General features: G+C 64.3%; 24 protein-coding genes. 14 read left to right on the forward strand and 10 right to left on the reverse strand.

Annotation, left to right across the window (positions count from 1 at the left end; genetic code table 11):
* The first annotated feature begins 73 nt into the window (after positions 1–73).
* Both aroA and GYH29_RS15090 read left to right on the forward strand, forming a co-directional pair.
* Positions 74–1,366: a 3-phosphoshikimate 1-carboxyvinyltransferase gene (gene aroA, locus GYH29_RS15085; protein ID WP_161524044.1), complete on the forward strand. Its 1,293-nt coding sequence runs from the start codon at positions 74–76 to the stop codon at positions 1,364–1,366.
* Between the two features lie 118 nt (positions 1,367–1,484).
* Positions 1,485–1,904 (forward strand): nucleoside triphosphate pyrophosphohydrolase family protein, encoded by a 420-nt coding sequence (locus tag GYH29_RS15090; RefSeq protein WP_039756701.1) that lies wholly within the window; start codon positions 1,485–1,487, stop codon positions 1,902–1,904.
* Positions 1,905–2,087: 183 nt separating this feature from the next.
* Here GYH29_RS15090 and GYH29_RS15095 read toward each other — a convergent pair whose 3' ends face one another.
* A complete protein-coding gene (locus GYH29_RS15095) occupies positions 2,088–2,720 on the reverse strand; it encodes a class I SAM-dependent methyltransferase (protein WP_081575490.1) in 633 nt (210 codons plus the stop codon).
* Between the two features lie 149 nt (positions 2,721–2,869).
* Positions 2,870–3,499, reverse strand: a complete 630-nt coding sequence (locus tag GYH29_RS15100) for a LysE family translocator (protein WP_019104292.1) — start codon at positions 3,497–3,499, stop codon at positions 2,870–2,872.
* Positions 3,500–3,707: 208 nt separating this feature from the next.
* Here GYH29_RS15100 and GYH29_RS15105 point away from each other — a divergent pair, with 208 nt between their 5' ends.
* Positions 3,708–5,126 (forward strand): aminotransferase-like domain-containing protein, encoded by a 1,419-nt coding sequence (locus tag GYH29_RS15105; RefSeq protein WP_043590096.1) that lies wholly within the window; start codon positions 3,708–3,710, stop codon positions 5,124–5,126.
* A 1-nt stretch (position 5,127) separates the two neighbouring features.
* Here the strand turns inward: GYH29_RS15105 and GYH29_RS15110 are convergent, their stop codons facing one another.
* Entirely contained in the window at positions 5,128–6,072 is a 945-nt protein-coding gene (locus tag GYH29_RS15110; RefSeq protein WP_232060404.1) for a L,D-transpeptidase, read from the reverse strand.
* A gap of 322 nt (positions 6,073–6,394) precedes the next feature.
* Between GYH29_RS15110 and rlmD the strand changes: the two genes are divergently transcribed.
* Positions 6,395–7,933, forward strand: coding sequence for a 23S rRNA (uracil(1939)-C(5))-methyltransferase RlmD (gene rlmD, locus GYH29_RS15115; RefSeq protein WP_161524046.1), 1,539 nt, complete (start codon positions 6,395–6,397; stop codon positions 7,931–7,933).
* A 258-nt stretch (positions 7,934–8,191) separates the two neighbouring features.
* Entirely contained in the window at positions 8,192–9,376 is a 1,185-nt protein-coding gene (locus GYH29_RS15120; RefSeq protein ID WP_043590100.1) for a NupC/NupG family nucleoside CNT transporter, read from the forward strand.
* Between the two features lie 42 nt (positions 9,377–9,418).
* Here GYH29_RS15120 and GYH29_RS15125 read toward each other — a convergent pair whose 3' ends face one another.
* Entirely contained in the window at positions 9,419–10,315 is an 897-nt protein-coding gene (locus GYH29_RS15125; protein ID WP_161524047.1) for a LysR family transcriptional regulator, read from the reverse strand.
* A 96-nt stretch (positions 10,316–10,411) separates the two neighbouring features.
* Between GYH29_RS15125 and GYH29_RS15130 the strand changes: the two genes are divergently transcribed.
* The 3 genes from GYH29_RS15130 (at position 10,412) to GYH29_RS15140 (ending at position 14,238) form a co-directional block, all read left to right on the forward strand.
* Positions 10,412–11,602: a M20 aminoacylase family protein gene (locus GYH29_RS15130; protein ID WP_161524048.1), complete on the forward strand. Its 1,191-nt coding sequence runs from the start codon at positions 10,412–10,414 to the stop codon at positions 11,600–11,602.
* 74 nt (positions 11,603–11,676) lie between these two features.
* The gene (locus GYH29_RS15135; protein WP_161524049.1) at positions 11,677–12,855 is read left to right on the forward strand and encodes a porin; all 1,179 of its coding nucleotides are present in this window, start codon (positions 11,677–11,679) and stop codon (positions 12,853–12,855) included.
* Between the two features lie 75 nt (positions 12,856–12,930).
* Positions 12,931–14,238 (forward strand): MFS transporter, encoded by a 1,308-nt coding sequence (locus GYH29_RS15140; protein ID WP_019103701.1) that lies wholly within the window; start codon positions 12,931–12,933, stop codon positions 14,236–14,238.
* A gap of 45 nt (positions 14,239–14,283) precedes the next feature.
* Here the strand turns inward: GYH29_RS15140 and GYH29_RS15145 are convergent, their stop codons facing one another.
* Positions 14,284–15,501 (reverse strand): 6-phosphofructokinase, encoded by a 1,218-nt coding sequence (locus GYH29_RS15145; RefSeq protein WP_081575508.1) that lies wholly within the window; start codon positions 15,499–15,501, stop codon positions 14,284–14,286.
* 300 nt (positions 15,502–15,801) lie between these two features.
* Between GYH29_RS15145 and GYH29_RS15150 the strand changes: the two genes are divergently transcribed.
* On the forward strand, positions 15,802–16,563 hold the full coding sequence (locus tag GYH29_RS15150; RefSeq protein ID WP_161524050.1) for an alpha/beta fold hydrolase: 762 nt from the start codon (positions 15,802–15,804) through the stop codon (positions 16,561–16,563).
* A gap of 42 nt (positions 16,564–16,605) precedes the next feature.
* Here GYH29_RS15150 and GYH29_RS15155 read toward each other — a convergent pair whose 3' ends face one another.
* From GYH29_RS15155 to GYH29_RS15175, 5 genes are all read right to left on the reverse strand, one after another.
* Complete coding sequence (locus GYH29_RS15155) at positions 16,606–17,115, reverse strand: GNAT family N-acetyltransferase (protein WP_085951928.1); 510 nt, start codon at positions 17,113–17,115, stop codon at positions 16,606–16,608.
* 63 nt (positions 17,116–17,178) lie between these two features.
* On the reverse strand, positions 17,179–17,931 hold the full coding sequence (locus GYH29_RS15160) for a LytR/AlgR family response regulator transcription factor (RefSeq protein WP_107731981.1): 753 nt from the start codon (positions 17,929–17,931) through the stop codon (positions 17,179–17,181).
* Between the two features lie 29 nt (positions 17,932–17,960).
* Entirely contained in the window at positions 17,961–18,866 is a 906-nt protein-coding gene (locus tag GYH29_RS15165) for a sensor histidine kinase (RefSeq protein ID WP_019103695.1), read from the reverse strand.
* Entirely contained in the window at positions 18,859–19,161 is a 303-nt protein-coding gene (locus GYH29_RS15170; RefSeq protein WP_019103694.1) for a hypothetical protein, read from the reverse strand. The genes GYH29_RS15165 and GYH29_RS15170 overlap by 8 nt, the downstream gene beginning before the upstream one ends.
* A gap of 154 nt (positions 19,162–19,315) precedes the next feature.
* Positions 19,316–21,031: an ABC-F family ATP-binding cassette domain-containing protein gene (locus tag GYH29_RS15175; RefSeq protein ID WP_161524051.1), complete on the reverse strand. Its 1,716-nt coding sequence runs from the start codon at positions 21,029–21,031 to the stop codon at positions 19,316–19,318.
* A 510-nt stretch (positions 21,032–21,541) separates the two neighbouring features.
* Here GYH29_RS15175 and GYH29_RS15180 point away from each other — a divergent pair.
* The 5 genes from GYH29_RS15180 to GYH29_RS15200 all read left to right on the forward strand — a co-directional run bounded on the left by GYH29_RS15180 (position 21,542) and on the right by GYH29_RS15200 (position 25,572).
* Positions 21,542–22,270 (forward strand): IclR family transcriptional regulator, encoded by a 729-nt coding sequence (locus GYH29_RS15180; protein WP_161524052.1) that lies wholly within the window; start codon positions 21,542–21,544, stop codon positions 22,268–22,270.
* Between the two features lie 25 nt (positions 22,271–22,295).
* A complete protein-coding gene (gene hutG, locus GYH29_RS15185; RefSeq protein ID WP_081575479.1) occupies positions 22,296–23,237 on the forward strand; it encodes a formimidoylglutamase in 942 nt (313 codons plus the stop codon).
* 106 nt (positions 23,238–23,343) lie between these two features.
* Entirely contained in the window at positions 23,344–24,549 is a 1,206-nt protein-coding gene (gltS, locus tag GYH29_RS15190) for a sodium/glutamate symporter (RefSeq protein WP_161524053.1), read from the forward strand.
* 8 nt (positions 24,550–24,557) lie between these two features.
* The gene (locus GYH29_RS15195) at positions 24,558–25,142 is read left to right on the forward strand and encodes a HutD/Ves family protein (protein WP_161524054.1); all 585 of its coding nucleotides are present in this window, start codon (positions 24,558–24,560) and stop codon (positions 25,140–25,142) included.
* Between the two features lie 67 nt (positions 25,143–25,209).
* The gene (locus tag GYH29_RS15200; RefSeq protein ID WP_161524055.1) at positions 25,210–25,572 is read left to right on the forward strand and encodes a VOC family protein; all 363 of its coding nucleotides are present in this window, start codon (positions 25,210–25,212) and stop codon (positions 25,570–25,572) included.
* Positions 25,573–25,593: the final 21 nt, after the last annotated feature.

The following is a 25,593-nucleotide window of genomic DNA, read 5'->3' on the forward strand; positions in this document are numbered from 1 at the left end:
TGGCGGTTACATTGTCCGACGGGCGCCGCGGCGCCCTCCGCCAATCCCAAAGAACACAAGATCCCGAACCGCCATGGAACAACTGCACCTCGCCCCCGTCCGACGCCTGTCCGGCGCCATCAAGCTGCCCGGCTCCAAAAGCATCTCCAACCGCACCCTACTGCTGGCCGCGCTGGGCAGCGGGAGCACTTTGGTGCGCGACCTGCTGGATTCGGACGATATCCGTCACATGCTGGCGGCGCTGAAACTGCTGGGGGTGGAGATCGAGCAAATAGGCGACAGCCGCGATTTCCGCGTGCAGGGCGTGGGCGGCGAATTTCCGGTCAAAAGCGCGGACCTGTTCCTCGGCAACGCCGGCACCGCTTTCCGCCCGCTGACCGCCGCGCTGGCGCTGATGCAGGGGAATTATCAACTCAGCGGCGTGCCGCGCATGCACGAGCGGCCGATCGGCGATCTGGTGGACGCGCTGCGCGTGGCAGGCGCCCAGATCCAATATCAGGGCCAGCCCGGCTATCCGCCGCTGGCCATCTCTCCGGCGCGGCTGGAAGCCGGCCGCCCGATTCCGGTCAAGGGCAATGTGTCCAGCCAGTTCCTCACCGCCCTGTTGATGGCGCTGCCGCTGACCGGGGAAACCGCGGTCATCGAAGTCAGCGGCGAGCTGATCTCCAAGCCTTATATCGAAATCACCCTCAACCTGATGGCCCGCTTCGGCGTGCGGGTTGAGCGCGACGGCTGGCGGCGCTTCACCATCCCCGGCGGACAGACTTACATCTCCCCGGGCGAAGTTCACGTGGAAGGCGACGCTTCCAGCGCGTCCTACTTCCTCGCCGCCGGCGCGCTGGCGGGTGGCCCGGTACGAGTGGAGGGCGTGGGCGTGGACAGCATTCAGGGCGACGTCAAGTTCGCCGACGCGCTGCGTCTGATGGGCGCCGAAGTCAACATGGGCCCCAACTGGATAGAGGCCAGCGCCAGTCTCCCGCTCAAGGCGATAGACGCCGACTTCAACCACATTCCGGACGCGGCGATGACCTTGGCGGTGGCCGCGCTGGCCGCCGACGGCACCAGCACGCTGCGCAATATCGAGAGCTGGCGCGTCAAGGAAACCGACCGTCTGAGCGCGATGGCCGCCGAGCTGCGCAAAGTGGGCGCCGTAGTGGAGGAAGGCCAGGACTACATCCGCATCACCCCGCCGCCGGCGCTGACGCCCAACGCGGAAATCGACACCTACGACGATCACCGGATGGCGATGTGCTTCTCGCTGATTTCGCTGTTGGGCGCCCCCGTAACCATCAACGACCCCAAGTGCGTGGCCAAGACCTTCCCTGATTATTTTGACGCGCTGGCCGCGCTGCGCGGCCAGGAATAAACGCCGCAGCACCCTGACCCAGCCCCGCCCCAGCGGGGCTTTGTTTTGTTCGTCGCTTGCGCCACGCCCACCGATAAAACACAATATATAGACCAAAAATACAAAAAGTATCTACATCATGGAAAATTTCTTCGCTCTTCGCCGCCACTTCATGAGCCAGTTCGACATTCCCAGCCCGCAGCGACCGCAATGGCAGCCGCAACAATTGGCAATGTGGGAAACCATGCTGGACGAAGAACTGGCGGAGTTCCAACAGGCGCTGGCCGATTACAAACGCCAGGACGGCGACGAAGCGGAGCGCGCTCGGCGAATGGCGGAGTTGCTGGCCGAAGGCGTGGACGTGCTCAATGTGCTCAGCGGACTATTGATGTCGCAAGGCCTGCCGCTGGAGGACATGGCACGGGAAATCCACGCCGCCAATATGCGCAAATGCGTGGACGGCAAGATTGTGCGCCGCGAGGACGGCAAGGTGCTGAAGCCGGACGGCTGGCGGCCAGCCGACAAGGAAGGAGTGATACGCAGGGCGCTGGAGTCCTGAGAATCTGTTTACGATCTGCTGCGCGTTGGCGATACGACGTTGAAAACAACTTCGAAATGCTCATGTACCACTTGTACATTCCGCTTTCTCAGCCGTTTTCGCCTTGTCTCACCTTAGCTCGCGAGATCGTAAACAGGTTCTGAGAGCCCGATAAAGCCCGCTGCGCGTCGGCGGCAACGTCGCTCAGTGATCGCGCCGCGCGAACAACCTGGCGATGCCGTGGTAATGCGGCTGGCCATGGCCGACGTCCAGCGCATACTCCTCCTGATAAGCCAACAGGCTCAGCGCGGAAAACTGACGGCGCAGCTCTCCCGATTGGTAGTAATGCTTGACGTAGGAAGCCGTCTCGCTGGCCACCCGGCCCTGGGCGTCACAACCTGGATCGTCCACCATGAACACCGACACGAACAGATAGCCGCCCGGCTCCAACGCGGCGGTCATCTGGCGCGCCAACGCCTCGCCCTCGTCCGCGCTCAGGTGATCCAGCGAGGTATTGGCCACGATCAGCCGGTAACGCCCCGGCTCCAATTCCAGCCCGGCCAAATCCGCCACCCGCCCCCCCACGTTCAGCCTGCGCCCGTCCGCCGCCTCGCCCAGGCTCGCTATCGCTTCCGCGGAACCGTCCACCGCCGTCATCGCAAAGCCCCGCTGAGCCAGATACAAGGCGTTGCGGCCCTGACCGCAACCCAGGTCCAAGCCAGCCCCACCGCCCGCCACATGATATTTTTCCAGATACTGGACCAAAGACGGAGACGGCTTGTCCCCGTAGAAAGACGTGCTCGAACGATACACGCCGTCGAATCCCGCTGCTGTCATGATGCTGCCCCCGCTCTCGGCTGCCCGCCTGATCAGCCCATCGCGGCCCGAATCTGTCGCTCGGGCTACCTGTACGATAGGCCACCTACCCTTTTGGACAGCATAGACAATGTCCGCAGCAAGAACATCACTGTCAATTTAGTTATTCATCAGATCATTTGCGGCAGCGCATGCAGCGTTTGCGCCGGCAGCATTTCCAGCAGCAGCCAGATCGCCGTCACCGCCAGCATCGCCGCCATGCCGCAATTGAAAGCCCGCAAACGACGGGGCGAAGCCAGGAAACGGCGGGCAGCCACGCCGGAGCCCGCCCACAAGGCAATGCACGGCAGGCCGATGATGAAAGTCAGAGCCGCAAACAGCAGGCCGGCATGCCAGGCGTTCATCTTGGCCGGCAAAAACACCATCGCGATATTGAAGCCCATCAGCCACACCTTGGGATTCAACCAGTTGAACAGCACCCCGCCCCAAAAGCCCATCGGCGCGCCGCCGGCTTCCCCGCTAGCTGGCGCCGAGCGCGCCATGCCCCAAGACAGCCACAACAGGTAGAGACAACCAGCCATCGCCAGGTAAAGCTGCACCGAGGCGATGACGGAGATCAAGCTGCCCAGGAACACCGTCAACAAGCCCACCTGCACCGACAAGCCCAACGACATGCCCAGCAATGCCGGCACCGTGCGGGAAAAGCCATGATTGACCCCGGACGAGGCCAACACCAGATTGTTTGGCCCCGGCGTGATCGACATCACCAACAGATAAGTCACCAACGCAACAAAGTTCATTACGGCTCCAAGCCATAACCAGCAGCCGGACAATCCGGACGCGGTTTGTTTTCAATGGAGGCAATGATAACGCCGGGCCGGCATTGAATACAGATTCAGAAAAATTGAATTGGAACCATAACAGTTTTACAATTTTAAAACTGTTATGGTCGTTTTTACGGAAAATTGTACCGATGGCAATCTTCACATCTGTCAGCGAGGCCTTTGCATGAGCGACGAACCCCTATATCAGCAGCTAGTCAACGAGTGGATCACCCTGATCCAGACCGGCGTGGTGCAGCCCGGCGAACGGCTGCCCTCGGTACGCAAGGCCTGCGAAATGCACAAGGTCAGCCCGTCCACCATCCTGCTGACCTACCGCACCCTGGAGGACCGCGGTCTGATCGAGGCGCGGCCGCAATCCGGTTTCTACGTCAAATCCGCCGCCACCCTGCCCTTGCCGCGCATGCGTCGGCAAAGCGCCGCCCATCACGCCGGCGAAGTGGTGGACCAGATCGAAGCGGTGATGACGGCGCAAACCCGGGAAGATTTCATCGACCTGTCGCTGGCCAGCCCACGCGGCAGCGACTTCTACCCCACCACCCGCTTCAAGCACATCATGGGACGGCTGCTGCGCCAGCATCCGGAGCTGACCACCGATTACCCCTTCCCGCCCGGCTCGGAACGCTTGCGCCGCCAGATTGCCCAACGCGCGGTCGGCTGGGGCTGCGTGCTGGCCGCCGAGGACCTGGTGATCACCAACGGCTGCACCGAGGCTCTGCAACTGGCGCTGCGCGCCTGCTGCAAGCCGGGCGACACCGTGGGGCTGGAATCGCCCACCTATTTCGCGCTGCTGCCCACGCTGAAAAACCTGGGCCTGAGCGTGATCGAGATCCCCACCCATCCGGCCGACGGTCTGTCATTGGACGCGCTGGAATTGCTGTTGTCGGAGAAACGGCTGAACGCCGTCGTGGCCATGCCCACCGTGCACAACCCGCTAGGCTGCACCATGCCGGCCGAAGCCAAACAAAGGCTGGCGGCGCTGGTCAACGAACACCAAGTGCCCTTGATCGAGGACGTGCCGCACGCCGACCTGCACTACGACGGCGCCCCGGACGCGGTCAAGGCCTACGACCGCGACGGCTGGGTTTTGCTGTGCTCCAGCTACAGCAAGACGCTGGCGCCGGGCTTTCGCATCGGCTGGATCGCGCCCGGGCGCTTTTTGCGCGAAGTGACGCGACTGAAGTTCGCCAGCTCGCTGGCCCAGCCGCGGCTATTGGAGGAAACGCTGGCGGAATACCTGGAAACCGGCGGCTACGACCACCACTTGCGGCTGATCCGCCGCCATTTCATGAGCCAGATGGAAAAGCTGCGCGGCACCGTCGCCAGTTGTTTTCCGGCACAGACGAGGGCCACCTCGCCTTCCGGCGGCTGCCTGCTGTGGGTGGAATTGCCCAGCGGAGTGGACACCATGGAACTGTTCCAGACGGCGCTGGCCGAGCGCATCACCGTCGCGCCCGGCACGCTGTACTCGGCCAAGGGCCGCTACCGCAATTGCGTGCGGCTGTCCTGCTGCTATCCGTGGAACCCGGCGTACGAACGCGCCTTGCGGCGCGTCGGGGAATTAGCGGGAGAGATGGCCGACTGAATCAGGCCGGCCGACCATTGCCGCGCGGCTGAGCGCGCACGGCGGCGCGCGAGGAGGAAGGCGCCGAGGACGGAGCGACCGCCGGCGCGTGCTGCGGCGCGGACGCCGGCGGCGCGGCCTGGGTCGGCAACGGGCCGCCTGGCTCGCGGCCGGCCGGTTCACGCGCAACCTGGGTGTCGTCGGCCTTGCCCGGCGACAACCAGCGCACCGCGGACAAGTCCCCGTCCACCTTGGCCTTGGCCACATCCTTGCAAGTTAGGCACACCGGCACGCCCTTGCGCGCCTTCAAAGCTTGATCCACCCGCGCGCCGTACACCACCGAGGATTTCTGCTTCTGCCAGGCCAGCAGCGTTTCGGCCAGCATAGGGAAAGAGGGATCGTCCTGCTTGTAGTGGTTGCGGTAAGCGGTCAGCCACAGTTCGCCGGCGGCGTCCTGATTCAGCAATACGGTCTGATAAGCCACCGTGACCGCGTCGCCTCGGGTAACGGTTTTGGACAAGGACAAGGCGTCGTCGTTTTTCATACGCACGCAGCCATGGCTGCGGAAACCCGGCACCGAGCCGGGCGCGTTGGTGCCGTGGAAACCCAGGCCCAGCTTGGCCTCGCCGAAACGGATGAAGACCGGGCCCAACGGATTCTTGGGTCCCGGCGGCACCACGGTCTGCACTTCCTTGCCGCTGCGGCGCATTTCTTCCTGGATGGAGCGCGGCACATGCCAGGCCGGCGCCTTGTAAATGCCAGTAATGTCGAAGCTGCCGGTGGGGGTCTGGGTCAGCATCTTGCCCACCGCCACCGGATAGATTTTGGACAGCCTGCCGTCCTGGTACTGGAACAGCCGCGCCTGCGGCAGGTTCAGCACCAAGTGCAGGCCCGCGGGGTTGACCTGCACATCAGGCTCGGGAATCACCGCCGCGCCGACGCCCGTCGTCGCGCTCAATCCCAGCATACCCAACAGCCCAAAACATCGCTTCAACATACCGCACCATATTTGAAATCACTATTGTTCGATTCTAACAGAAAGCGGGAAAAAGCAAGATTCTGACTATTACCAAGTCCCTCGTCCCGCCTGGGTCGCCGCTGATATTGTAGGCTTTACGCCAGCATAGCCGGCTTTGACTCAAAGTTCCGGCCAGAGGCTTTCCGCAAAGGAAGGCCGCCGGGCTGGAGGAGGAAACCGGCGCGACGGCCGGCGCCGACAAAAAACCCCTGCGCGCCGCCGGATAATTTGAGAAAATCGCCGCTTTCCGTTTGATTTTCCAAGCAACACCATGACGCACAAACAGACTATCGCTCAGGTCGAATCGCTGGACCACGAAGGCCGGGGAGTCGCCCACGTCGACGGCAAGACCATCTTCATCGATGGCGCGCTGCCGTATGAAACCGTGGTCTACAGCGCCTATCGCAAGAAGTCGTCCTACGAAAACGCCAACACCAGCCAAGTGCTGAAGGAAAGCTTCCTGCGCACGCAGCCGCGCTGTCCGCATTACGGCACCTGCGGCGGCTGTTCGATGCAGCATGTGGAGTTCTCCGCCCAAGTGGCGGTCAAGCAAAGGGTGCTGGAAGACAATCTGGCCCGCATCGGCCGGGTCAAGCCGCAACAGGTGCTGACCCCCATCGCCGGCCCGGCCTGGCACTACCGCCACCGCGCGCGGATGTCGGCGCGGCTGGTGGAGAAGAAGGGCGGCGTGCTGGTGGGTTTCCACGAGAAGCGCTCCACCTACATTACCGATATGCGCGAGTGCCACATCCTGCCGCGCCACATCTCTGACCTGATCGTGCCGCTGCGCGAGATGATCTATAAACTGTCGATCAACAACCGCATGCCCCAGGTGGAGCTGGCGGTGGGCGACAAGGTGGACATCCTGGTGTTCCGCAATATGGAAGCCATCAACGACGCCGACCACGCCTTGTTGCGCGCCTTCTCCGACGCCCACGGCAGCAAGGAGCGGCCGCTGCAAATGTGGTTGCAGCCCAAGGGGCCGGACACCTGTTATCCGGTCTACCCGCTGGACGCGCCCAAGCTGACTTACACCCTGCCGGAATACCGCGTGGAAATGCCCTACTACCCCACCGAGTTCACCCAGGTGAACCCCGAAATCAATGCGGTGATGGTGGCGCGCGCGCTGAAATTCCTGGACCCGCAGCCGGGCGAGCGCATCGCCGACATGTTCTGCGGCATCGGCAACTTCACCCTGCCCATCGCCCGCTCCGGCGCCAGCGTGCACGGCATGGAGGGTAGCCAACCCCTGGTCAAGCGCGCGGTGGAAAACGCCACCCACAACGGTCTGCAGGACAAGGTCAGCTATGAAATGGCCAATTTGTTCGAAGTCACCGAGGAATCCTTCGCCGCGCTCGGCAAGTTCGACAAGATGCTGGTGGACCCGCCGCGCGACGGCGCGGTGCAGCTGTTGAAGGCCATCACCGAGGACACCGCGCCCAAGCGCATCGTCTACGTGTCCTGTAACCCGGCCACGCTGGCGCGCGACGCCAATGTGCTGGTGCACACCAAGGGTTACACGCTGAAGGCGGCCGGCATCATCAATATGTTCCCTCACACCGCCCATGTGGAATCCGTGGCCTGGTTCGAAAAGACCGGCCCGTGCAAGAGCCGCAGCGAAATCGCCGTGATCGAAGCCGCCGAGGAAGCCGAGCGCGAAGCGGTGAAGGCCGCCCAGCGCGCGGAGGCGGCGGCGGAAGCCGCCAAGAAAGAGCGGGAACTGGCGGAAAAGGCCGCGGCCAAGCAAGCGCGCCGCGATTATTATTTCGCCGAGCAAGCGCGCCGCGAAGCGGAACAGCAAGCGCAGTAGCGCGGAATGGAACAAGCCTCCGGCCATGGCCGGGGGCTTTATTTTTGCCGTCGCCGCGCAGCTTGTTTGATCAAACCGGCTGGTTTGCGATGGCGGATAAGCGCACAGTGGCGGGCGAATGCGTTTTACATGGAATCCTCAATAGCTTCATGTCAAAATTCGCCGTTCGCCTAATCAACAATACCAAGCACACACAGCGGGCACGCCCGCCAAACGTCGCCGTTCCTGCCTGAAGGACGGCCCATCAAGGCAATAGATATGCACATACTTCAATTCGTCTTCGGACTGCTGGTTGTCTTCCTGCTGACCCAAGTGGTGGCGCGCGACCGCAAAAACATCAAGATCCGCTACGTGCTGCAACTCATCGTGGTGGAGCTGGCTCTGGCCTATTTCCTGCTTCACTCCAGCTACGGCCTGACCCTGGTGGGCGGCGTGGCCGGCGTGTTCGACAAGCTGATGAGCTACGCCGGCGAAGGCACCAACTTCGTGTTTGGCGGCCTGCTCAATCAGGGCGAGTTCAGCTTCTTCCTCAAGGTGCTGATGCCCATCGTCTACATCTCGGTGCTGATCGGCATCCTGCAACACATCCGCGTGCTGCCCTGGGTGATACGCGGCATAGGCTGGGTGCTGGCCAAGATCAGCGGTATGGGCAAGATCGAATCCTTCAACGCCGTGGGCTCCATGATCGTGGGCCAATCCGAGAACTTCATCGCCTACAAGAACATCATCGGCAGCTTCTCGGAAAAGCGCATGTACACGCTGGCCGCCACCGCGATGTCCACGGTGTCGATGTCCATCGTCGGCTCCTATATGCAGATCATCCAACCGCGCTTCGTGGTCACCGCGCTGATCCTCAACCTGTTCAGCACCTTCGTCATCCTGTCGCTGATCAACCCCTACGACGCCAGCCGCGACGACGACGAGCTGATCAGCGCGGAAGCCGCCCACCGCATGTCCTTCTTCGAAATGCTGGGCGACTACATCATGGCCGGCTTCAAGATCGCCGTGATCGTCGGCGCGATGCTGATCGGCTTCATCGCGCTGATCACCACCGTCAACCACATCTTCGACGCTGTCTTCGGCGTCAACTTCCAGTACGTACTGGGCTATGTGTTCTACCCCTTCGCCTGGCTGATGGGCATCCCGGCCGCCGACATCATGCCGGCCAGCAGCATCATGGCCACCAAATTGGTGACCAATGAATTCGTGGCGATGATGGAATTGAAAAAGCTCACCGCCCAGCTGTCGGAATACACCATCGGCGTGATCTCCATCTTCCTGGTGTCCTTCGCCAACTTCAGCTCCATCGGCATCATCGCCGGCGCGGTCAAGGGCCTGGACGAGGAGCGCGGCAATATGGTGTCCCGCTTCGGCCTGAAACTGGTGTACGGCTCCACCCTGGTCAGCATTCTGTCCGCGCTGATCGGCGGCCTGGTACTGTAAACCCCTCTCCCGCCAACGGGCCCGGCCAATGCCGGGCCTTTTTCATGCAAGCGCCGCGCGAATGCAGTCCATCATGCGCTCGGCCGCCCGGCTCATGATCGCCCCCTCCCGCTCCAAAAGCATCAAGGTCAAGCCCGGCGGACTCACCTCCAAATTCAGCTCCGAGAAGCGCTGAGCGGTCAAGGTGGCTCGCATACCCAGGGAAGACATTGGCACCACCACGTCCATCGCCATCAGCAAACCGCAAAAAAGCACATTGGATGTGCAGCAAGTGATGCGCTCCGGCGGCGGCAATCCCTCCTGCGCAAACAGCGACCGGACAAAGCGCGGATACATCCCGCTGGCGTCTGCGTGCATCCATTCCGCGCCTTGCAGCTCCGACAAACGGCGCGCCTGGCTCAGCGGGCTTTCGCTGCGCACCGCGAAGGTGGTGGCAAATTCGTAAAGCGGGGAGCTCAGCACATGGACGCTCTCCGGCGGATCGACAAAAGCGCCCAGCGCGAAATCCAACTGGCCGCTGCGCAAGCCGTCCAACATTTGCACGGTGTCCAGCTCCAGGAAACTCACCTGCACATCCGGATGGAAGCGTCGAAAAGCAAGAAAGGCCGCCGGCAACAGCTCCAGCCCCGCCAATGGCGTCATCCCTATCCGCAAACTTCTCTCACGCCCAAAACGCAAGCGCTCCATCTCCTGCTGCGCCCGCTCCAGCTCTCGAATCACCAGCCGCGCATACCCCAGCAACAACTGGCCGGCGTCGGTCAGCGCCGCGCCTTGGGCGCTGCGCAGCAACAAGGGCACTCCTTGCTCCATTTCCAACTCGCGCAAGGCCTTGGTGATGGCGGGCTGACTGACGCACAAAACTCGCGCCGCCGCATTGATGCTGCCCTGGTCCGCCACGGCGGCCAAAGCTCGCAATTGATGTTGCTTCAACAGGCTCATGGCAATAACCCCTATTTATAACCATCAAGATTCGTGCTTATACACGCGAGAAAGTTTTGCTTAGGATCGAGTGCATTCCCCACTCAGGAGTTCGTCATGGCTCACGCATCCTCCCGTTTCATCCTCCCGGAAATCCTGCAACACAAAGACGCCTTCATCGACATCCGCCGTCAGATCCACGCCCATCCCGAGCTGGGCTTTGAGGAGCAACGAACCAGCGAACTGGTCGCCGCGCGGCTGCGCGAGTGGGGTTACCAAGTCACAAGCGGCATCGGCAAGACCGGCGTCGTTGGGCAATTGCGCGTTGGCGACGGCCCGCGCTCGCTGGGCATACGCGCGGACATGGATGCGCTGCCCATCCAGGAGGCCACGGGCTTGAGCTACGCCAGCCTCCATGCCGGAAAAATGCACGCCTGCGGCCACGACGGCCATACCGCCATCCTGCTGGCCGCGGCCCATTACCTGGCGCGCAGCCGCAAGTTCAACGGCACGCTAAACCTGATTTTCCAGCCGGCGGAAGAAGGCTTGGGCGGAGCGCTGGGCATGCTGGAGGACGGCCTGTTCCAACGCTTTCCCTGCGACGCCATCTTCGCGCTCCATAATGCTCCAGGCTTGCCCGTGGGCTGCTTCGCGCTGAAAGAAGGCCCCATGGCCGCGTCCTCCGACAGCGTGGACATCCGTCTTTCCGGCAAAGGCGCCCACGGCGCCATGCCTCATTTCGGCCGCGACCCCATCATTGCCGCCGCCGCCATCGCCATGGCCTTGCAAACACTGGTATCACGCGACATACCCGCCTCCGAAGCCGGGGTGGTCAGCATCGGCGCCCTGCATGCCGGCCATGCTCACAACGTGATTCCAGAGCATGCCGACCTGAAACTAAGCGTGCGGGCGCTCAGCCATGACACACGGCACATCTTGCAGCAACGCCTGCACGAGCTGGTTCAGTTGCAAGCCCAGAGTCTGGGGGTTCGCGCCGACATCGACTATCGCCGCATATCTCCGGTGCTGGTGAACACGCCGCGTGAAACCGAGATGCTGGCGGATTTGATTCGCGAGCAGGCCGGCGCGGCGAGCCTGCACCAACCGCCGCAAGGCATGATGGGCAGCGAAGACTTTGCCTGGATGCTGGAAAGAGCGCCCGGCTGCTACGTGCTGCTGGGCAACGGCGTCGACAGCCGCGGCGGCTGCATGGTGCACAACCCCGGCTATGACTTCAACGATGAAGCCTTGCCTATCGGCGCCTCGCTGTGGGCGCGGCTGACCGAAAGTTATCTGCGGGCCGGATAGTCCCCCCTCCGCCGCCGGTCCCTATCGCTCCTGACCGAAACCACCGTAGCACACCCTAACCAGGGAGAAACGCGATGCCAAGACTTCCTCTGCTGCCGGGCCTGGCGGCAAGCTTGTTCCTGCCCGTTGCCTGCGCGGAGCCCTTCCTGATGTCTCGTCTCTACGGCCTGCCTCAATATAACGGCATGCTGAAAAACGGCGGCGTGGCCATGTACGGCTCCATGGATCTGGGCATCAACTATCAGCAGGCCGGCGGCCATCGCAAGTGGCAAGTGCAAAGCGGCGGCGAATGGACCTCCAAGATCGGCATCTTCGGTCGCGAATTGCTGGGCAATGGCTGGAAGGCGGAATTCAATCTGGAGGCCGGCTTCAATGCCGGCACCGGCGAACCGCAATTACCCGGCGTGGTCTTCAACCGCGAATCCTGGCTGGGCCTGGAGGTTCCCGGCCTGGGCGCAGTGCGGCTGGGCCGGCAACTGGCCGCCGGCCTGCCGCTATTCGTCGATGTGTTTGGAGCGGTGGGCACCAATTCCGCCTACTCCTGGGCCGGCATGGGCGCGGTGCAAACCCCCGGCGGCTTGCAGTTCAATGGCGACCTTGGCGCCGGCTCCACCCAAGCGGAGCCCCGGGTCGGGAACGCCATTAAATGGATATCGCCGCGCTGGCGCGGTTTCAACATCGACGTACTGCACGCCGCCGCCGAACACAGCGACCGCCCCGCGCTCTCCAACCGCGGCATGGTGCTGTCGCACATAAGCGGCCCCCGCTATCTGGCCGCCAGTTACAACCAGACCTGGCAGCCGCTGCGCCGCGGCGGCCCGGACAACGTGCGCAACGACTTCTACGGCCTGGGCGCGGTCTACGACAGCGGCAGCCTGGTGCTGTCCAGTTCGTTCAAGCTGGACCTGCCGCGCCGCCGGGAAAACGGCATCGCCAGGGTCTACACCTTGGGCGCCATCGTGCCGTCCCAGCGTCACGTCTACCGCCTCTCCGTCGTCTACCGCGATACCTCCGGCGCGCTCAACGCGCAGCGGCAAGCGATGGACAGCTCCGCCCTAGGCCTGATGCTGGGCTACGACTACGACCTGTCCAAGCGCAGCGCGCTTTACCTGCGCGCCGGCGGCATTCGCAATTACGGCGGCTCCACCCTCATGCTCAACGGCCAGCCGCTTCCCGCCGATCCAGCCGGCAACCCCGTCACCGGCGCCAGCCCTATAGGCTTCTCCATCGGGATGTTTCACAACTACTTTTAGACACGATGTCGTCAGCACGGCCATGCGTAAGCGAATCACACGGCTTGAAAATAAAACACCAAAGGAGAGCAATAGATGAATAAAGCCGAAACCACTCACGGCGCGCCCCCCAATTCCGCCGTTTCAACGCGCGAGCGCGGTCATTCACCGCGCCGCACCATCATTGCCGTCTCGCTGGGCAACTGGCTGGAGTTGTACGACTTTACCGTCTTCAGCTTCTTCGCCGTGCTGATCGGCAAGCTGTTTTTTCCATCCAGCAGCCAGTACGGCTCCTTGCTGATGGCGCTGGCCACCTTTGGCATCGGCTTCGTGATGCGACCGCTGGGCAGCGTGGTGATCGGCCGGCTGGCGGACCGAAAAGGCCGCAAGCCGGCGTTGACATTGACCATCTGGCTCATGGCGGCCGGCACCTCGCTGATAGGCCTGGCGCCCACCTACGCCGACATCGGACCCGCCGCCCCGCTGTTGATCGTCGTCGGCCGCCTGCTGCAGGGCTTTTCCGCCGGCGGCGAAGTCGGCGCCGCCACCAGTTTCTTGATGGAGTCAGGCCCCAGCCGGCGGCGCGGCTTTATGGTGAGTTGGCAAATGGCCAGCCAGGGCGCGGCCGTGCTGGCCGGCGCGCTCAGCGGCGCACTGCTGAACCACTTTCTCAGCCAGGAGGCGTTGGAAAGCTGGGGGTGGCGCTTGCCCTTTCTGTTAGGGCTGTTGATAGCCCCGGTCGGTCTGTACATCCGCCGCCATCTGGATGAAACCCATCACCAGGACGCGGCGCCGCAACAAAGCCTGGGTTCCTTGATCCGCGCCCAGCGCCGCACGCTGCTGCTGGGCGGGCTGCTCATTCTGGGCGGAACCGCCAATATGTATATCGTGGCGCACTATATGCCGTCCTACATGATCAAGGTGCTGGGCCTGCCGCCGGCCAACGCGCTGATCGCCGGCTGCAGCGCCGGCTTAGCCCTCATGCTGCTGTCCCCTCTGGCCGGCCGCTTGGCCGACCGCTTGCGCCGACGCAAACCGCTGCTGCTTGGCGTCAACCTGCTCAGCCTGCTAGCGGTGTGGCCCTGCTTCGCCTTGATCCAGGCCCACCCCGGCCTGCCCAGCGCTCTACTCACCATCGTCCTGCTCACCAGCTTGCTGACGCTCAGCGGCCCGGCGGGCCTCCTGTTGATCATGGAAGCCTTTCCGCGCCGCAATCGGGCCACGGGGCTAGCCATCATCTACGCCAGCGGCGTCACCCTGTTCGGCGGCTTCGCCCAATTCATCGTCACCTGGCTGATCAGCGTCAGCGGCAGCGCGCTGGCGCCTTCCTGGTATCTGATGTTTTGCACCAGTATCAGTTTGCTGGCTCTGCTCGCCTTCCACGAGCATGAGCGGAGGGATTGAACGCCAGCAAAAACCCGGCTTCCACCGGGTTTTTCTCAATCACGCTCACACTTTGGGCCAAGCGATGGGCCGGTAGTCCGGCAATCCGTCCTTGAACGGCGGAATCCGCTCTCCCTCCATCAAGGGGCGCACATAATCGAGAAAGGCCGGCGTCACGCTGAAACCGTCGGCGCCGATGTACTCCGGCGGCAGCCGCTTCTCCTGATCCCCCACCACCGCCAGCGGCACCTCCTCCACATCCCAGCAATAGGGATGGTTCTGGATGCGCTTGATGCCGGCCATCACCCCGCTTTTGCCGGCCAACAGCCACTCCACCGCCCGCTCGCCCATGATATAGGCCTGGCGCACATCCATGCTGGACCCCAAGTGGCCGCCGGCTCGCTGCAAATAATCCACCTGCGCCACATGCGCGGAAATGCCGCGTTCGCGCAACAGCAGCTGGGCGATCCAGTGACCGGCGCCGCCCAATTGCTCATGGCCGTAGACCTCGGACTTCTTGGCTTCGGCGACAAAGCGGCCGTCGGCGTCGGTGATGCCCTCCGCCACAGCGATCGCGCATTGACCGAAGCGCGCCAACCTGTCGTCCACCGCGGCGAGGAAACGCTCGGCGTCGAAAGCCACCTCCGGCAGCAGCAGCAAGTGCGGCGCTTCGCGTTCGTTGCGCGCCGCCGCCGCGCAGGCCGCCGCCAGCCAGCCGGTGTGACGGCCCATGGTTTCCATGATGAACACCCGGCCCCAGCCCATGCTGGTCATATCCAGGCCCACTTCACGCATCGCGCTGGCCAGGAATTTGGCGGAGGAGCCGTAGCCGGGACTGTTGTCTGTGCCCACCAGATCGTTGTCTATGGTTTTGGGAATGCCCACCACCTTGAGCGGGTAGCCCATGTGGCGTTCAAATTCCGCCAGCCGTTCGGCGCAGCCCAACGAGCCGTTGCCGCCGTTGACCAGCAGATAATGGATGTCGTGCCGGGCCAGCACCTCGCGCAGCCGTCTCCAGTCGTCGCCGGCCTCGGCGAAGCTCCCTATCATCCGCCGGCTGACGCCGAAGCTGCCGCCGGGCATGAAGGCCAGTTGGGCGATGGCCTCGTCCGATACCGCGTCGGTATCGCACAAACGGTCCTCCAGCAAGCCGGCCAGACCGTCGAAAGCGCCGTACATCGACAGGCCGCGCTTGCGCGCGGTTTCAATCGCGCCCTGCGCGGAAGCGTTCAACACCGCAGTCGGACCGCCCGACTGCAAATATACGGCACGGGGTTTGGACATCATCGCCACCTGGAGAAATGGAGAATCAAACGGCGCGGCGCGCGGCCGGGCCGGGAATACCACAAACATACCACTGGCCGGAAAGCCCCCTCAAGCGGGACGGCGCCGCCATTCTCCATTTCCTTGACCAACGGCAAATCCACGCGCAAGTTGCCGCCGCGCTACAGACGGCGGGCAGGCCCCGCTTCCTTTGGCGCTGGAAAATTCGACTTCATAATGACTTTCAGGAACTGAATTAATTTTTCTCTTACAAAAACAACTGGATAGACTATTTTTCGGCGACCGCCGCCGACTTACGTCATGACCACCCTGCCCCCAAAGCTTATCGCCGCCATCGACGGCGTCCCCATGGAGTACATCGCCGTCGGCGACGCGACGCCGCCCATCGTGTTGATCAACGATGCCGGCGCGCCGATGGAAAGCTGGTACAAAGTGCTTCCGGGACTGGAAGCGCTCAGCGGCGTGTTCGCCTACAACCGCTGCGGCATCGGCAACAGCGGCAACACTCGCGAAGCTCAGACCAGCGCCGCGATGATGGAAACCTTGCGCGCGCTGCTGTTCAAGGCCGGCCTGACCCCGCCCTATGTGCTGGTGGCCCATGCGCTGGGCGGCCTGATCGCCAATCTGTTCGCCCGCAGCTACGCCGGCGAAGTGGCCGCCACCGTATTGCTGGACGCCGCGGCGCCGGAAGACATCAGCGCGCTGGACGCGCGCCTGGGGCGGCTGGGCCAGTTGATGCGCCGGGCCTTGGACTTGGCTCAGGACCGCGACACCCTGAACGAAACCGGGCACCTCAGACGCAGCGCGGAGCAGATCGCCGAAGCGCCGCCCTTCCCCGACATCCCCCTGTGCGTGATCAGCGGCGGCGCGCCAAGCTTGTCCTGGCTAACCCCCAGAGCGGTGCTGGACGCGCGCGCCGAAGGCCAGCGCCGGCTGGCGGCATTGTCGCCGCGCGGCCGCCACGTCATCGCCGCCCGCAGCGGCCATTTTCCACAGCTCTCCGAGCCAGAGCGGGTTGTCTCCGCGGTGCGCGACGCGCTGGCCGCCATCGCCGCAAGCTGAAAACCGCACCGTGGCCGCCTCTGAGAGCGGTCCGTCAACGCGTCACAAACACTTGAAGTAATAAGCGGTGGGATGCAGACGCCCGTCCGGGCTGACGGCGTAATCCGGGATCTCCCCGCTCTTGCTCCAGCCCAGTTTGCGGTAGACCTCTTCCGCGTCGGAGCCGGCCTCGGTATCCAATACCAACAGGCGGATGCCCTGTTTGTGTGCATGATCTTCCAGCGTCGCCATCAATTGGCGCGCCACGCCGCGGCCGCGGCAAGCGGAATGCACCAGCAGTTTCTGCACCTCGGCGCGGTGGCGGCCATTGCCGCGCTGGCAAGGCGCCAACTGCACGCAGCCCAACAACGCCTCGCCCTCCTCCGCCAGCCATAATTGCAAGCCCGCGCCCAGCAGCGCGTCCACCTGCGCCCAATACGCGGCGGCCTCCGATACCCGCAAGGGCGCGAGAAAACCCACTGAAGCGCCGCCGGCCACGCTGTCCGCCAACAAAGCGCTTAAGCGCGAGTAATCGCCGGCCGCCAGCGCCGGCGCGAGTCTGATGCGCATCATTTCGGTCTCCCATTGAATCATGGGCATGGACAAGCAGCTTTCATGCCGGCTGCGACGGCCCGTTCACATGCGCTGGAATAGATGGGCGTAGCTGCGGCTGACTTCCAGCGGCTCCGCATAGCCGCGCAATTGCAGCAACAGGCCGCGCTGGCCGTCGTCGCGCTTGATCTGTTCGATGGCGTCCACCCGCACCAGGGTGGAGCGGTGAATCTGCCAGAATTCGTCCGGGTCCAGCGCCTGCAACAGCTCCTTGATCGGCATGCGGATCAAGGCCTCGCAACCGGCGGTCTGCACCCGGGTGTATTTTTCGTCGGACTGAAAGAACAAGACCTCGCCGGTGCTGATCATGCGCAGGCTGTTGCCCACCGAGGCCTTGATCCAACGCAGATAGTCCGGCCGCGCCAGTTGGCGGCTCAGTTGCTGCAAGGACGCCTGCCAGTGCGTGGGCAGCGCCAATTGCCGCTGCTCCCAGCGCTGACGCGTGCGCAGCAGCCTCTCGTCCTCCACCGGCTTGAGCAGATAGTCCACCGCGCCTTCCTCGAAGGCCTTGATCGCGTACTGATCGTAGGCGGTGACAAACACCACCGGACACAGTCCGTCGATCTCCATCGCGGCGGCGATGCCGTTCTGCACCGGCATGGTGATATCCAGGAAGGCGAGGTCGGGCCGGTGCTCGCGCACCCGTTCCACCGCCTCGGCGCCGTCATGGGCCTCCGCCGCTATCCTCAACTCCGGCCACACTCTCTGCAAGGCCATGCGCAGCTGCTCCCGCATCAGGCGCTCGTCGTCGGCGATCACCGCGCTTAGTTTCGTCATCAATCGCTGTCCTCCGTCAGGCTAGCCGCTCACACCAGCGCGAACGGCAGGGCTATGGTGGCGCGGGTGCCGCCCTCCGGCAACACTTCCAGCTGCAATTGCGCGCGCTCGCCGTGCAGCATGGCCAGCCGTTCACGGATATTGCTCAAACCCATGCCCTGCCCCGGCTGCTCCGGAAAACCGACGCCGCTGTCGCTCACCGTCACTAATAATTCGCCGGTCAGCACCTTCGCCCCAATGACGATGTCGCCGCCCTCGGCCTTGGGCTCCAGGCCGTGCTTGATGGCGTTTTCCACCAGGGTTTGCAGCATCATCACCGGAAAGCGCGCGTCCAGCAGCGACTCCGGCACCTCCAGCCTCACCCGCAGCCGGTCCTCCATGCGCAACTGCATGATGTCCAGGTAAGCGCGCGACAGCTCCAGTTGCTGGCCAAGACTGGTTTCCGCCGGAGAATCCCGCCATTCCGGCAGCGAGGAGCGCAGGTAGCGGATCAGCGCCTTCTGCATCAGCAAGGCGCGCTCCGGCGCGGTTTCCATCAATTGGCATACCGAGGACAAAGTGTTGAACAGGAAGTGCGGCTCGATCTGCGCCTGCAGCGCTCCCATCCGCGCTTCCGCCAACTGGCGTTGCAGCGCCTCCACCTCGGCCAGTTCCTCCGCCTGCTGGCTGCGAACCACCGCCTCGTCCGCGCGCAGCTCCGCCCGACGCTTGCCGCCGGCCACGATCTTGACGACGCAGACAGCCACGCCCAGGAAAAAGGCCAGCACCGGCACTCCGATGATGCCGCCCATGATCAGCCCCAGGAAGCAGATCAGCAGCAGCCGCCCCCAGCCGACGATGGCCAGCCAATCGAAAAACAGCCACCAGTAGATGGAGGCCTTGTGGCTGACGAGGTCAATGCCCGCCAGCGCCTCCGCATGTCTTTGCCTATCCATGATACGCCCCCCGGTCTTGCTTCATTTCTTCCTCGGTCCTCTCCGTCAGCGCCGCCGGCTTCGACGGTTTCGGCGCAACGCAGGCCTTGACCAGGAAGGACATCAGTATCAAAAAAACCACGGCACCGCTCAACGCCAGCACGCCGCTTAAAATCAAGGCCAGCAGCGAGATCAGCGCCAGCCGCCCCCAGCCGAGCCCGGCCAGCCAGTCTACATAAAGCCGCCAGTAAATGGCGATCTTGTGCTTGACGCCGCTCAGTCCGTCCAAAGCTTCCGCGTGTTTTTCCCGGTCCATGTCTAGCTCCTAGTGATGCGTTGTGGTTAACGCTGCTCACTGTAGCCAGCCCCAAACGCGGCCGATAGCGGCTTGCGACGAAACGCCCAGGGCGATGGACGAAACGGCCGAACGGGCGACGAACGGGCGGCGTTTTTAACGCCGCCCGTCCGGCTTACAAACCCAACTCCCGCTCCAGCGCCCCCATCTCCCGCCGCCATTCCCGCTGCAAATGCGGCTTCTGATGCTTGGGCTTGCGTGCCAGGTCCGCGCTCAGCAGCGCCTCCAGCTGATACAAACGTTCCAGCTGCCGCTCCGCGCCGTTCGCCGCGGGCGTGTCGCCGGCCTCAAGCGGCGGCTCTACCACGGCCGTGACGGCCGACGGGGTGAACAGCTGGGCGTAGGCGCTGGCGGCGTCCGGCCACTCTCGCAGCCGGCCGTCGCTGACCACCCAGAAGCGGTTGCACGATTGCTCGATCAGCTCGCGGTCGTGCGACACCAAGAGGAAGCCGCCGGCGAAACCGGCCAGTTCTTCCGCCAGCTCGCGCTTGCCGTCCAGATCCAGATGGTTGGTCGGCTCGTCCAGCCACAACAAGTGATAGCTGGCCAGCGACAAGGCCAGGAACAGCAGCCGCGCGCGCTCGCCGCCGCTGAGGGTGGCCACGGTCTGGCCATGGCGCGCATAGGCGAAACCGGCGGAAATCAGCGCCTGCCTCCGCTCCGCGTCGCTCAGCGGCGCGAACGGATACAGCGAGTCCGGCAGCGTAGCCGCGTCGTCCAGCCGGCGCAGCGACTGGTCGTAATAAGCGATGCGCGCCGCCGGATGCGGCCGCCAACCAGCGCCGGCCTCGCCTTGCAGCCAGTCCCGCCAACACTGACGCAGCAAAGACGACTTGCCCGCGCCGTTGGCGCCGAGCAGGGCGACTTTGTCGCCGCTGCGCAAGCTCAACTCGTCGGCCTCGAACAGCGTTGGAAGGCCAGGCGCGGCGCGCACCTGCAGGCCTTCGAAGACCTGCAAGCGGTCCGCCTCCAAGGGCAGGCCTTGCAGCCGCAAGCGCCATGGGCTGCCGCGGCTGACGAAGGCTTGCTCCTCCTTCAGCCTCTCCACCCGCTTCTGCATGGACTTGGCCTTGCGCACCAGTTTTTCATTGTCGTGCTCGCGGCCCCAAACCGCCAGGCGCTTACTGCTGACGGTCAGGCGGTCGATCTCCTTCTGCTCGCCGGCATGGCGCGCGCGAGCGGCGGCATCGGCCTCCGCCAGCGCGGCCCGCGCCCGGCTGCACGGCAGCTCGAAACGGTACAGGCGCTGGTCGCGCAGAATCCAGCTGTGCGAAGTCACCGCGTCCAACAGTCGCGCGTCATGGGACACCAGGATGAAACCGCCCTGCCAGCGGCGCAGAAAGTCTTCCAGCCACAGCAAGGACGGCAGATCCAGATGGTTGCTGGGTTCGTCCAGCAACAGCAGATTGGGCTGGCGCAGCACCGCCCGCCCCAACAACAGCCGAGTATGCTGGCCGCCGCTGAGGCTGGCCGCCGGGGTATCGGCCGCGGCCGACAATTCCAGCTCGTCCAGCAGGCTGTCCACCCGCCAGTGCTGCTCCGGCTGGCGATCCACCGCCTCCAGCAGCGCCGCGCGCGCGCTTAAAGCCGCCAGCCGCGCCGGCAGATGTTGCTCCACATATTGCAGCCGGCACAGGCCGGCGTATTGCACCATGCCGGCATTGGCTTCTCGCTGGCCGGCCAACACGCCGAGCAAGCTGCTCTTGCCGCAGCCGTTATGGCCCAGCAGGCCGATGCGGTCGCCCAGTTTTACGGTAAAGGAAAGGTCCTGGAACAGCGGGCCGTGGCCGGCGTCCAGTTGCAAGGATTGCGCGGAAATCAGGGTTGTCATGCTCTTGCTCTCGTTTCTTTGGGACGTGAAAATCCCTGTCAACAGGAGCGCTGGCGACAACATGAGAGTCGGAAAAGACTCGGCGAGTAAAACTCGAAATGAAGAGTGGCTTTGCTCCGACCCGGTTATCGCAGCGCGATGGAACTCGGGCAAGAGCCGGCAAATGTGCCATACAAGCGAGCCAACATTTCTGGGCGCGCAAACTGAACCATATTTACCTCCTTTCTTTAATGATGGCGCGAAACCGTTCCACAGTCGGCGCGTTCCGCGTTGTCGCCGTCTCGCTTAGAGGGCACGGCTTCTCTTTCATCCATAGCGGATACAGGCCGGCAGTGTAAACCATGGCCGCCGGTCCGCGCCAGCCGTCCCCGCCCTCCGTCCAAAGCCATATTTCCCGCAATACGGGAATGAAAAACAAAAATCTCCAGGTAATTACCGCCATATGAGAAACCAGGCTTCTTCGGGACAGTCGCAGTAGATAAGGTTAGAAAATCCTAATAAGGACCAGACATGCCCACCCTCAGTTCTTCCTCCGATCGTCTGCTGCAAACCCTGCAACTGGTGGCGGCCTCGCCCCAGCCGCTGAGCGCCAAGGAAATGGCGCGGAGACTGGCCTTGCCGCCGTCCACGCTATACCGCCAGCTAACCCATTTGAGCCAGTGGGGACTGCTGCAGCCCGGCGAGGACGGCGCCTACCACGCCGGCCCGCTGGGCCTGCAGTTGGCGATGGGGTTTCAGCAGCACAACACGCTGGCGGCGCAGGCGCGCCCGGAGATGCAGCGGCTGGCGCGGCTGAGCAATGAAACCGTGGCCTTGATGGTGGCCACCCGCCAGCAGGTGATTTGCATCGAGATGATGGAAAGCCAGCAGGCGCTGCGCTGCGCCTTCGCCGCCGGCAAGGGGCAGCCGCTGGCGCGCGGGGCTTCGGCGCTAGCCCTGTTGGCCTTCATGCCGGCAGCGCAAAGCCAGGCCTCCCTGGACAGCATGCTGCCGCCGGAGGAACACGAAACCTTGCGCCAGGCCCTGGCCGAGGTGCGCCGCCAAGGCTACGCCACCAGCGACAGCGCCATCGACCCCGGCATCTGGGGCGTCAGCGCCCCCTTGCTGCAGGGCCGCCGCAAGCTGCTGGGCGCCTTGACGCTGATGGCGCCCTCCGGACGCGCCCAACGCCGCGCCCAGTTGGTGGAGCAAACCCGCCAGGCCGCGCGCAAGATCAGCGCTTACCTGGGCTGCGACTGAGCGGCCCGACACCGAAAGAGCAAGCATGACGCTACATACTCCTCCCGCGGCCTGGAGCGGCCGCACCGACGCCGAAGGCGAACTGGCTCGCCGCTGGCATCAACGCGTGCGCCCATGGCAACCCGGCGCCGCCGCCGGCTTCGCCCTGCTGGGCTTTGCCTGCGATGCCGGCGTGCGCCGCAACCAGGGCCGTCCGGGCGCGGCCGCCGCGCCGCGCGCCATCCGCCGGGCGCTGGCCAATCTGGCCTGGCATCAGCAGCAAACCGCCTACGACGCCGGCGACATCCATTGCTTGGACGACGAACTGGAAGCCGCTCAGGCCGAATTGGGCCGACAGGTGGCCGGCCTCTTGGACGCCGGCCAGTTCCCCATCGTGCTGGGCGGCGGCCACGAGGTGGCTTACGGCAGCTTTCTTGGGCTGGCCCGTCACCTGGAAACCGCCGGGCGCGCGCCGCGCATTGGCATCGTCAACATCGACGCTCACTTGGACCTGCGCCAAAGCCCGCGCGCCTCCTCCGGCACCCCCTTCGCCCAGATCGCCGCCGACTGCGAGCAACGCGGCTGGTCCTTCCATTACTTGTGCGCCGGCGTGGCGGAAACCGCCAATACCGCCGCGCTGTTCTCCACTGCCAGGCAATTGGACGCCCAACTGCTGTTCGACGAAGAGTTGCAACCGTGGCGGCTGGAACAGCCGCTGCAAACGCTGCGAGACTTCATCGCGCCCTGCGACGACCTGTACCTGACCATAGACCTGGACGCGCTGCCGGCGTCGCAAGCGCCCGGCGTCAGCGCGCCGGCGGCACTTGGCGTGCCCTTGGCCACGCTGGAAACGCTGATCGACGTCCTCCGCGCCAGCGGCAAATTGCGGCTGGCCGATATCGCGGAGCTGAACCCGGAGTTGGATCAGGATCAACTGACCGCCCGCACCGCGGCGCGGCTGATACACCGGCTGACGCGGCCGCTCTGAAACCGGTTCCGCAAGCTGTTTAACGCCTCGCGCGTCAGCGCGGGACTCGCCAGACGGAACAAGCCGCGGCACAGCGGCGAACCGCACTTTTGCAAAGGAGAAACCCATGCAGCAATTGAAACTGGATTTGATCGCCACCACCGCGCTGGCGGTGCTGGCCCTGCTGGCCGGCTACCGGCTCAAGCGCCATGTGCGCTTCTTCGAACGCTTTTGCATCCCCGCGCCGGTGATAGGCGGCTTCGCCGTCTCCATCGTCGTCCTGCTGCTGCGCGAGAGCGGCTTCGCCGCGGTCAGTTTCGACACCACGCTGCAAACCCCGTTCATGGTGGCCTTCTTCACCACGGTGGGCATAGGCGGCAGCCTGGCGCTGCTGCGCACCGGCGGCAGCACCTTGCTGATCTATCTGGGCATCTGTTGGGCGCTGGCGGTGTTCCAGAACGTGTTCGGCGCCGGCGCGGCCGCCCTGTTCGGCCTGGACCCGACGCTGGGCGTGATGGCGGGCGGGGTGTCGCTGGAAGGCGGCCACGGCGCGGCGGCGGCCTTCGGTCCGATGGCGGAACAACTGGGCACTCGCGGCGCCACCGCGGTGGCGCTGGCCTCCGCCACCTTCGGCCTGATCGCCGGCGGCGTGCTGGGCGGGCCGCTGGCCAGCTGGCTGATCCGCCGTTACCAATTGCCCATCCAGCCCAGCAGCGGCACCGCTCCAACGCCGGCCTATCACGATCACGAAGCCAGCGTCACCGTGAATAGCGATTCGCTGATCGCGGCCATGGGCCTGGTGCTGGCGCTGATGACCGCCGGCACGCTGCTCGCCCGGCAAGTGGAACAACGCTGGGACTTCGTGCTGCCCGCCTATGTCGGCGCCATGTTCGCCGCCATCGTGTTCCGCAATCTAAACGACCGCGCGCGGCTGCTGCGGCTCAACAGCGCCGCCATCGACGCCATCGCGGACATTTCTCTGGGCGTCTTCCTGACCATGGCGATGATGAGTTTGAAGATCTGGGAGCTGTACGACCTGGCCCTGCCGCTCCTGGGCGTGCTGTCCTTGCAGGTGGTCGCGCTGACGGCGATCAGCGTCTTCATCGCCTTCCGCCTGCTGGGCAAGAATTACGACGCGGCGGTGATGTGCGCCGGCCTGATGGGACACGGCCTGGGCGCCACGCCCAACGCGGTGGCCAATATGAGCGCGGTATGCCAGAAACACGGCGCCACCTCGTACAAGGCCTTCCTGATCATCCCGCTGTGCGGCGCGGTACTGATAGACTTGGTGGCGATTCCCTTCCACGCCTGGATCATCAACTACCTGCATTGAGGCCCGCCATGACGCTCATCCGCCTGCAAGACTGCCCGCCCAGCCCGTGGAAAAACGGCGGCGGCAGCACCCGGCAATTGCTGGTCTCCCCGGCCGGGGCCGGCCTCGACGACTTCGACTACCGCGTCAGCCTGGCCAGCGTGGCCAGCGACGGGCCGTTCTCGCGCTTCGACGGCGTGGACCGGCAGCTGCTGATCCTGCAAGGCGCGGGGCTGGAACTGAAACTGGACGGCCAAGACAGCCTGCGGCTGACGCCCGGCGACGCGCCGCTGGCCTTCGCAGGGGAAACTCCGGCGCAAAGCCGGCTGCTGGATGGCCCGCTGACCGATTTCAACGTGATGACGCGGCGCGGCCGCTACCAATCGCGACTGGACTATCTGACAGTGGACGACGTGTTGGAGCTGCGCGTCGATGCCGAACTGATCTTGCTGCTGGCGCTGGAGGACGGCGCGCAACTGCTGCAAAACGGCAATCTGATGCCACTGGCGGCCTGGGACGCCGCCGTCGCCCGCCGCGGCGAAACGCTGCGGCTGCACGCCGCGCGGCCGCTCGCACTGTTGCGAGTGGAACTGGAAGCCATCGACCCAAGCTGATGCGATCTATAATCATTTAGGCTGTTGAAATAGGCCGATAGGCTTTTTAACTCCTAAGGAGATTCTCATGGCATCACCTGTTTCCTACATCGAGATCGGCGCCGGAGACGCCCGCGCCGTCGGGGCCTTCTTCGCCGAACTGTTCGGCTGGAGCTTCCACCCCATGGGCACGGACGGCGGCGGCTGGTTTCAGGCCGGCTCGATCAAAGCCGGCCTGCACGGAGGCGAAGCCGCGCCCCGGATCGATCTGTTTTTCCAGGTACCCAATCTGGCCGCGGCCGTTGAGCGGGTGCGGGCCTTGGGCGGCCAAGTCGACGGAGAGATTGCGGAGGAGCCGGGCTTCGGCAAATTCGCTCAATGCCACGCGCCCGGCGGCCTGAGCTTCGGCCTCCATCAACCCGAGGCCTCCTCCACGGCGTCCACACGCTAAGGACGGACATCGGCGCTCCCG

The organism is Chromobacterium haemolyticum (assembly GCF_009936155.1).
GTDB classification, from domain to species: domain Bacteria; phylum Pseudomonadota; class Gammaproteobacteria; order Burkholderiales; family Chromobacteriaceae; genus Chromobacterium; species Chromobacterium haemolyticum.

Coding starts and splice junctions, on each gene's coding strand:
- GYH29_RS15125 (WP_161524047.1), bottom strand. CDS start 10,315: ATGAGCCTGTTGAAGCAACATCAATTGCGAGCTTTGGCCGCCGTGGCG.
- GYH29_RS15140 (WP_019103701.1), top strand. CDS start 12,931: ATGAATAAAGCCGAAACCACTCACGGCGCGCCCCCCAATTCCGCCGTT.
- GYH29_RS15095 (WP_081575490.1), bottom strand. CDS start 2,720: ATGACAGCAGCGGGATTCGACGGCGTGTATCGTTCGAGCACGTCTTTC.
- GYH29_RS15105 (WP_043590096.1), top strand. CDS start 3,708: ATGAGCGACGAACCCCTATATCAGCAGCTAGTCAACGAGTGGATCACC.
- aroA (WP_161524044.1), top strand. CDS start 74: ATGGAACAACTGCACCTCGCCCCCGTCCGACGCCTGTCCGGCGCCATC.
- GYH29_RS15180 (WP_161524052.1), top strand. CDS start 21,542: ATGCCCACCCTCAGTTCTTCCTCCGATCGTCTGCTGCAAACCCTGCAA.
- GYH29_RS15165 (WP_019103695.1), bottom strand. CDS start 18,866: ATGGATAGGCAAAGACATGCGGAGGCGCTGGCGGGCATTGACCTCGTC.
- GYH29_RS15145 (WP_081575508.1), bottom strand. CDS start 15,501: ATGTCCAAACCCCGTGCCGTATATTTGCAGTCGGGCGGTCCGACTGCG.
- GYH29_RS15120 (WP_043590100.1), top strand. CDS start 8,192: ATGCACATACTTCAATTCGTCTTCGGACTGCTGGTTGTCTTCCTGCTG.
- GYH29_RS15110 (WP_232060404.1), bottom strand. CDS start 6,072: ATGCTGGGATTGAGCGCGACGACGGGCGTCGGCGCGGCGGTGATTCCC.
- rlmD (WP_161524046.1), top strand. CDS start 6,395: ATGACGCACAAACAGACTATCGCTCAGGTCGAATCGCTGGACCACGAA.
- GYH29_RS15155 (WP_085951928.1), bottom strand. CDS start 17,115: ATGATGCGCATCAGACTCGCGCCGGCGCTGGCGGCCGGCGATTACTCG.
- GYH29_RS15100 (WP_019104292.1), bottom strand. CDS start 3,499: ATGAACTTTGTTGCGTTGGTGACTTATCTGTTGGTGATGTCGATCACG.
- GYH29_RS15150 (WP_161524050.1), top strand. CDS start 15,802: ATGACCACCCTGCCCCCAAAGCTTATCGCCGCCATCGACGGCGTCCCC.
- gltS (WP_161524053.1), top strand. CDS start 23,344: ATGCAGCAATTGAAACTGGATTTGATCGCCACCACCGCGCTGGCGGTG.
- GYH29_RS15160 (WP_107731981.1), bottom strand. CDS start 17,931: ATGACGAAACTAAGCGCGGTGATCGCCGACGACGAGCGCCTGATGCGG.
- GYH29_RS15135 (WP_161524049.1), top strand. CDS start 11,677: ATGCCAAGACTTCCTCTGCTGCCGGGCCTGGCGGCAAGCTTGTTCCTG.
- GYH29_RS15195 (WP_161524054.1), top strand. CDS start 24,558: ATGACGCTCATCCGCCTGCAAGACTGCCCGCCCAGCCCGTGGAAAAAC.
- GYH29_RS15090 (WP_039756701.1), top strand. CDS start 1,485: ATGGAAAATTTCTTCGCTCTTCGCCGCCACTTCATGAGCCAGTTCGAC.
- GYH29_RS15170 (WP_019103694.1), bottom strand. CDS start 19,161: ATGGACCGGGAAAAACACGCGGAAGCTTTGGACGGACTGAGCGGCGTC.
- hutG (WP_081575479.1), top strand. CDS start 22,296: ATGACGCTACATACTCCTCCCGCGGCCTGGAGCGGCCGCACCGACGCC.
- GYH29_RS15200 (WP_161524055.1), top strand. CDS start 25,210: ATGGCATCACCTGTTTCCTACATCGAGATCGGCGCCGGAGACGCCCGC.
- GYH29_RS15175 (WP_161524051.1), bottom strand. CDS start 21,031: ATGACAACCCTGATTTCCGCGCAATCCTTGCAACTGGACGCCGGCCAC.
- GYH29_RS15130 (WP_161524048.1), top strand. CDS start 10,412: ATGGCTCACGCATCCTCCCGTTTCATCCTCCCGGAAATCCTGCAACAC.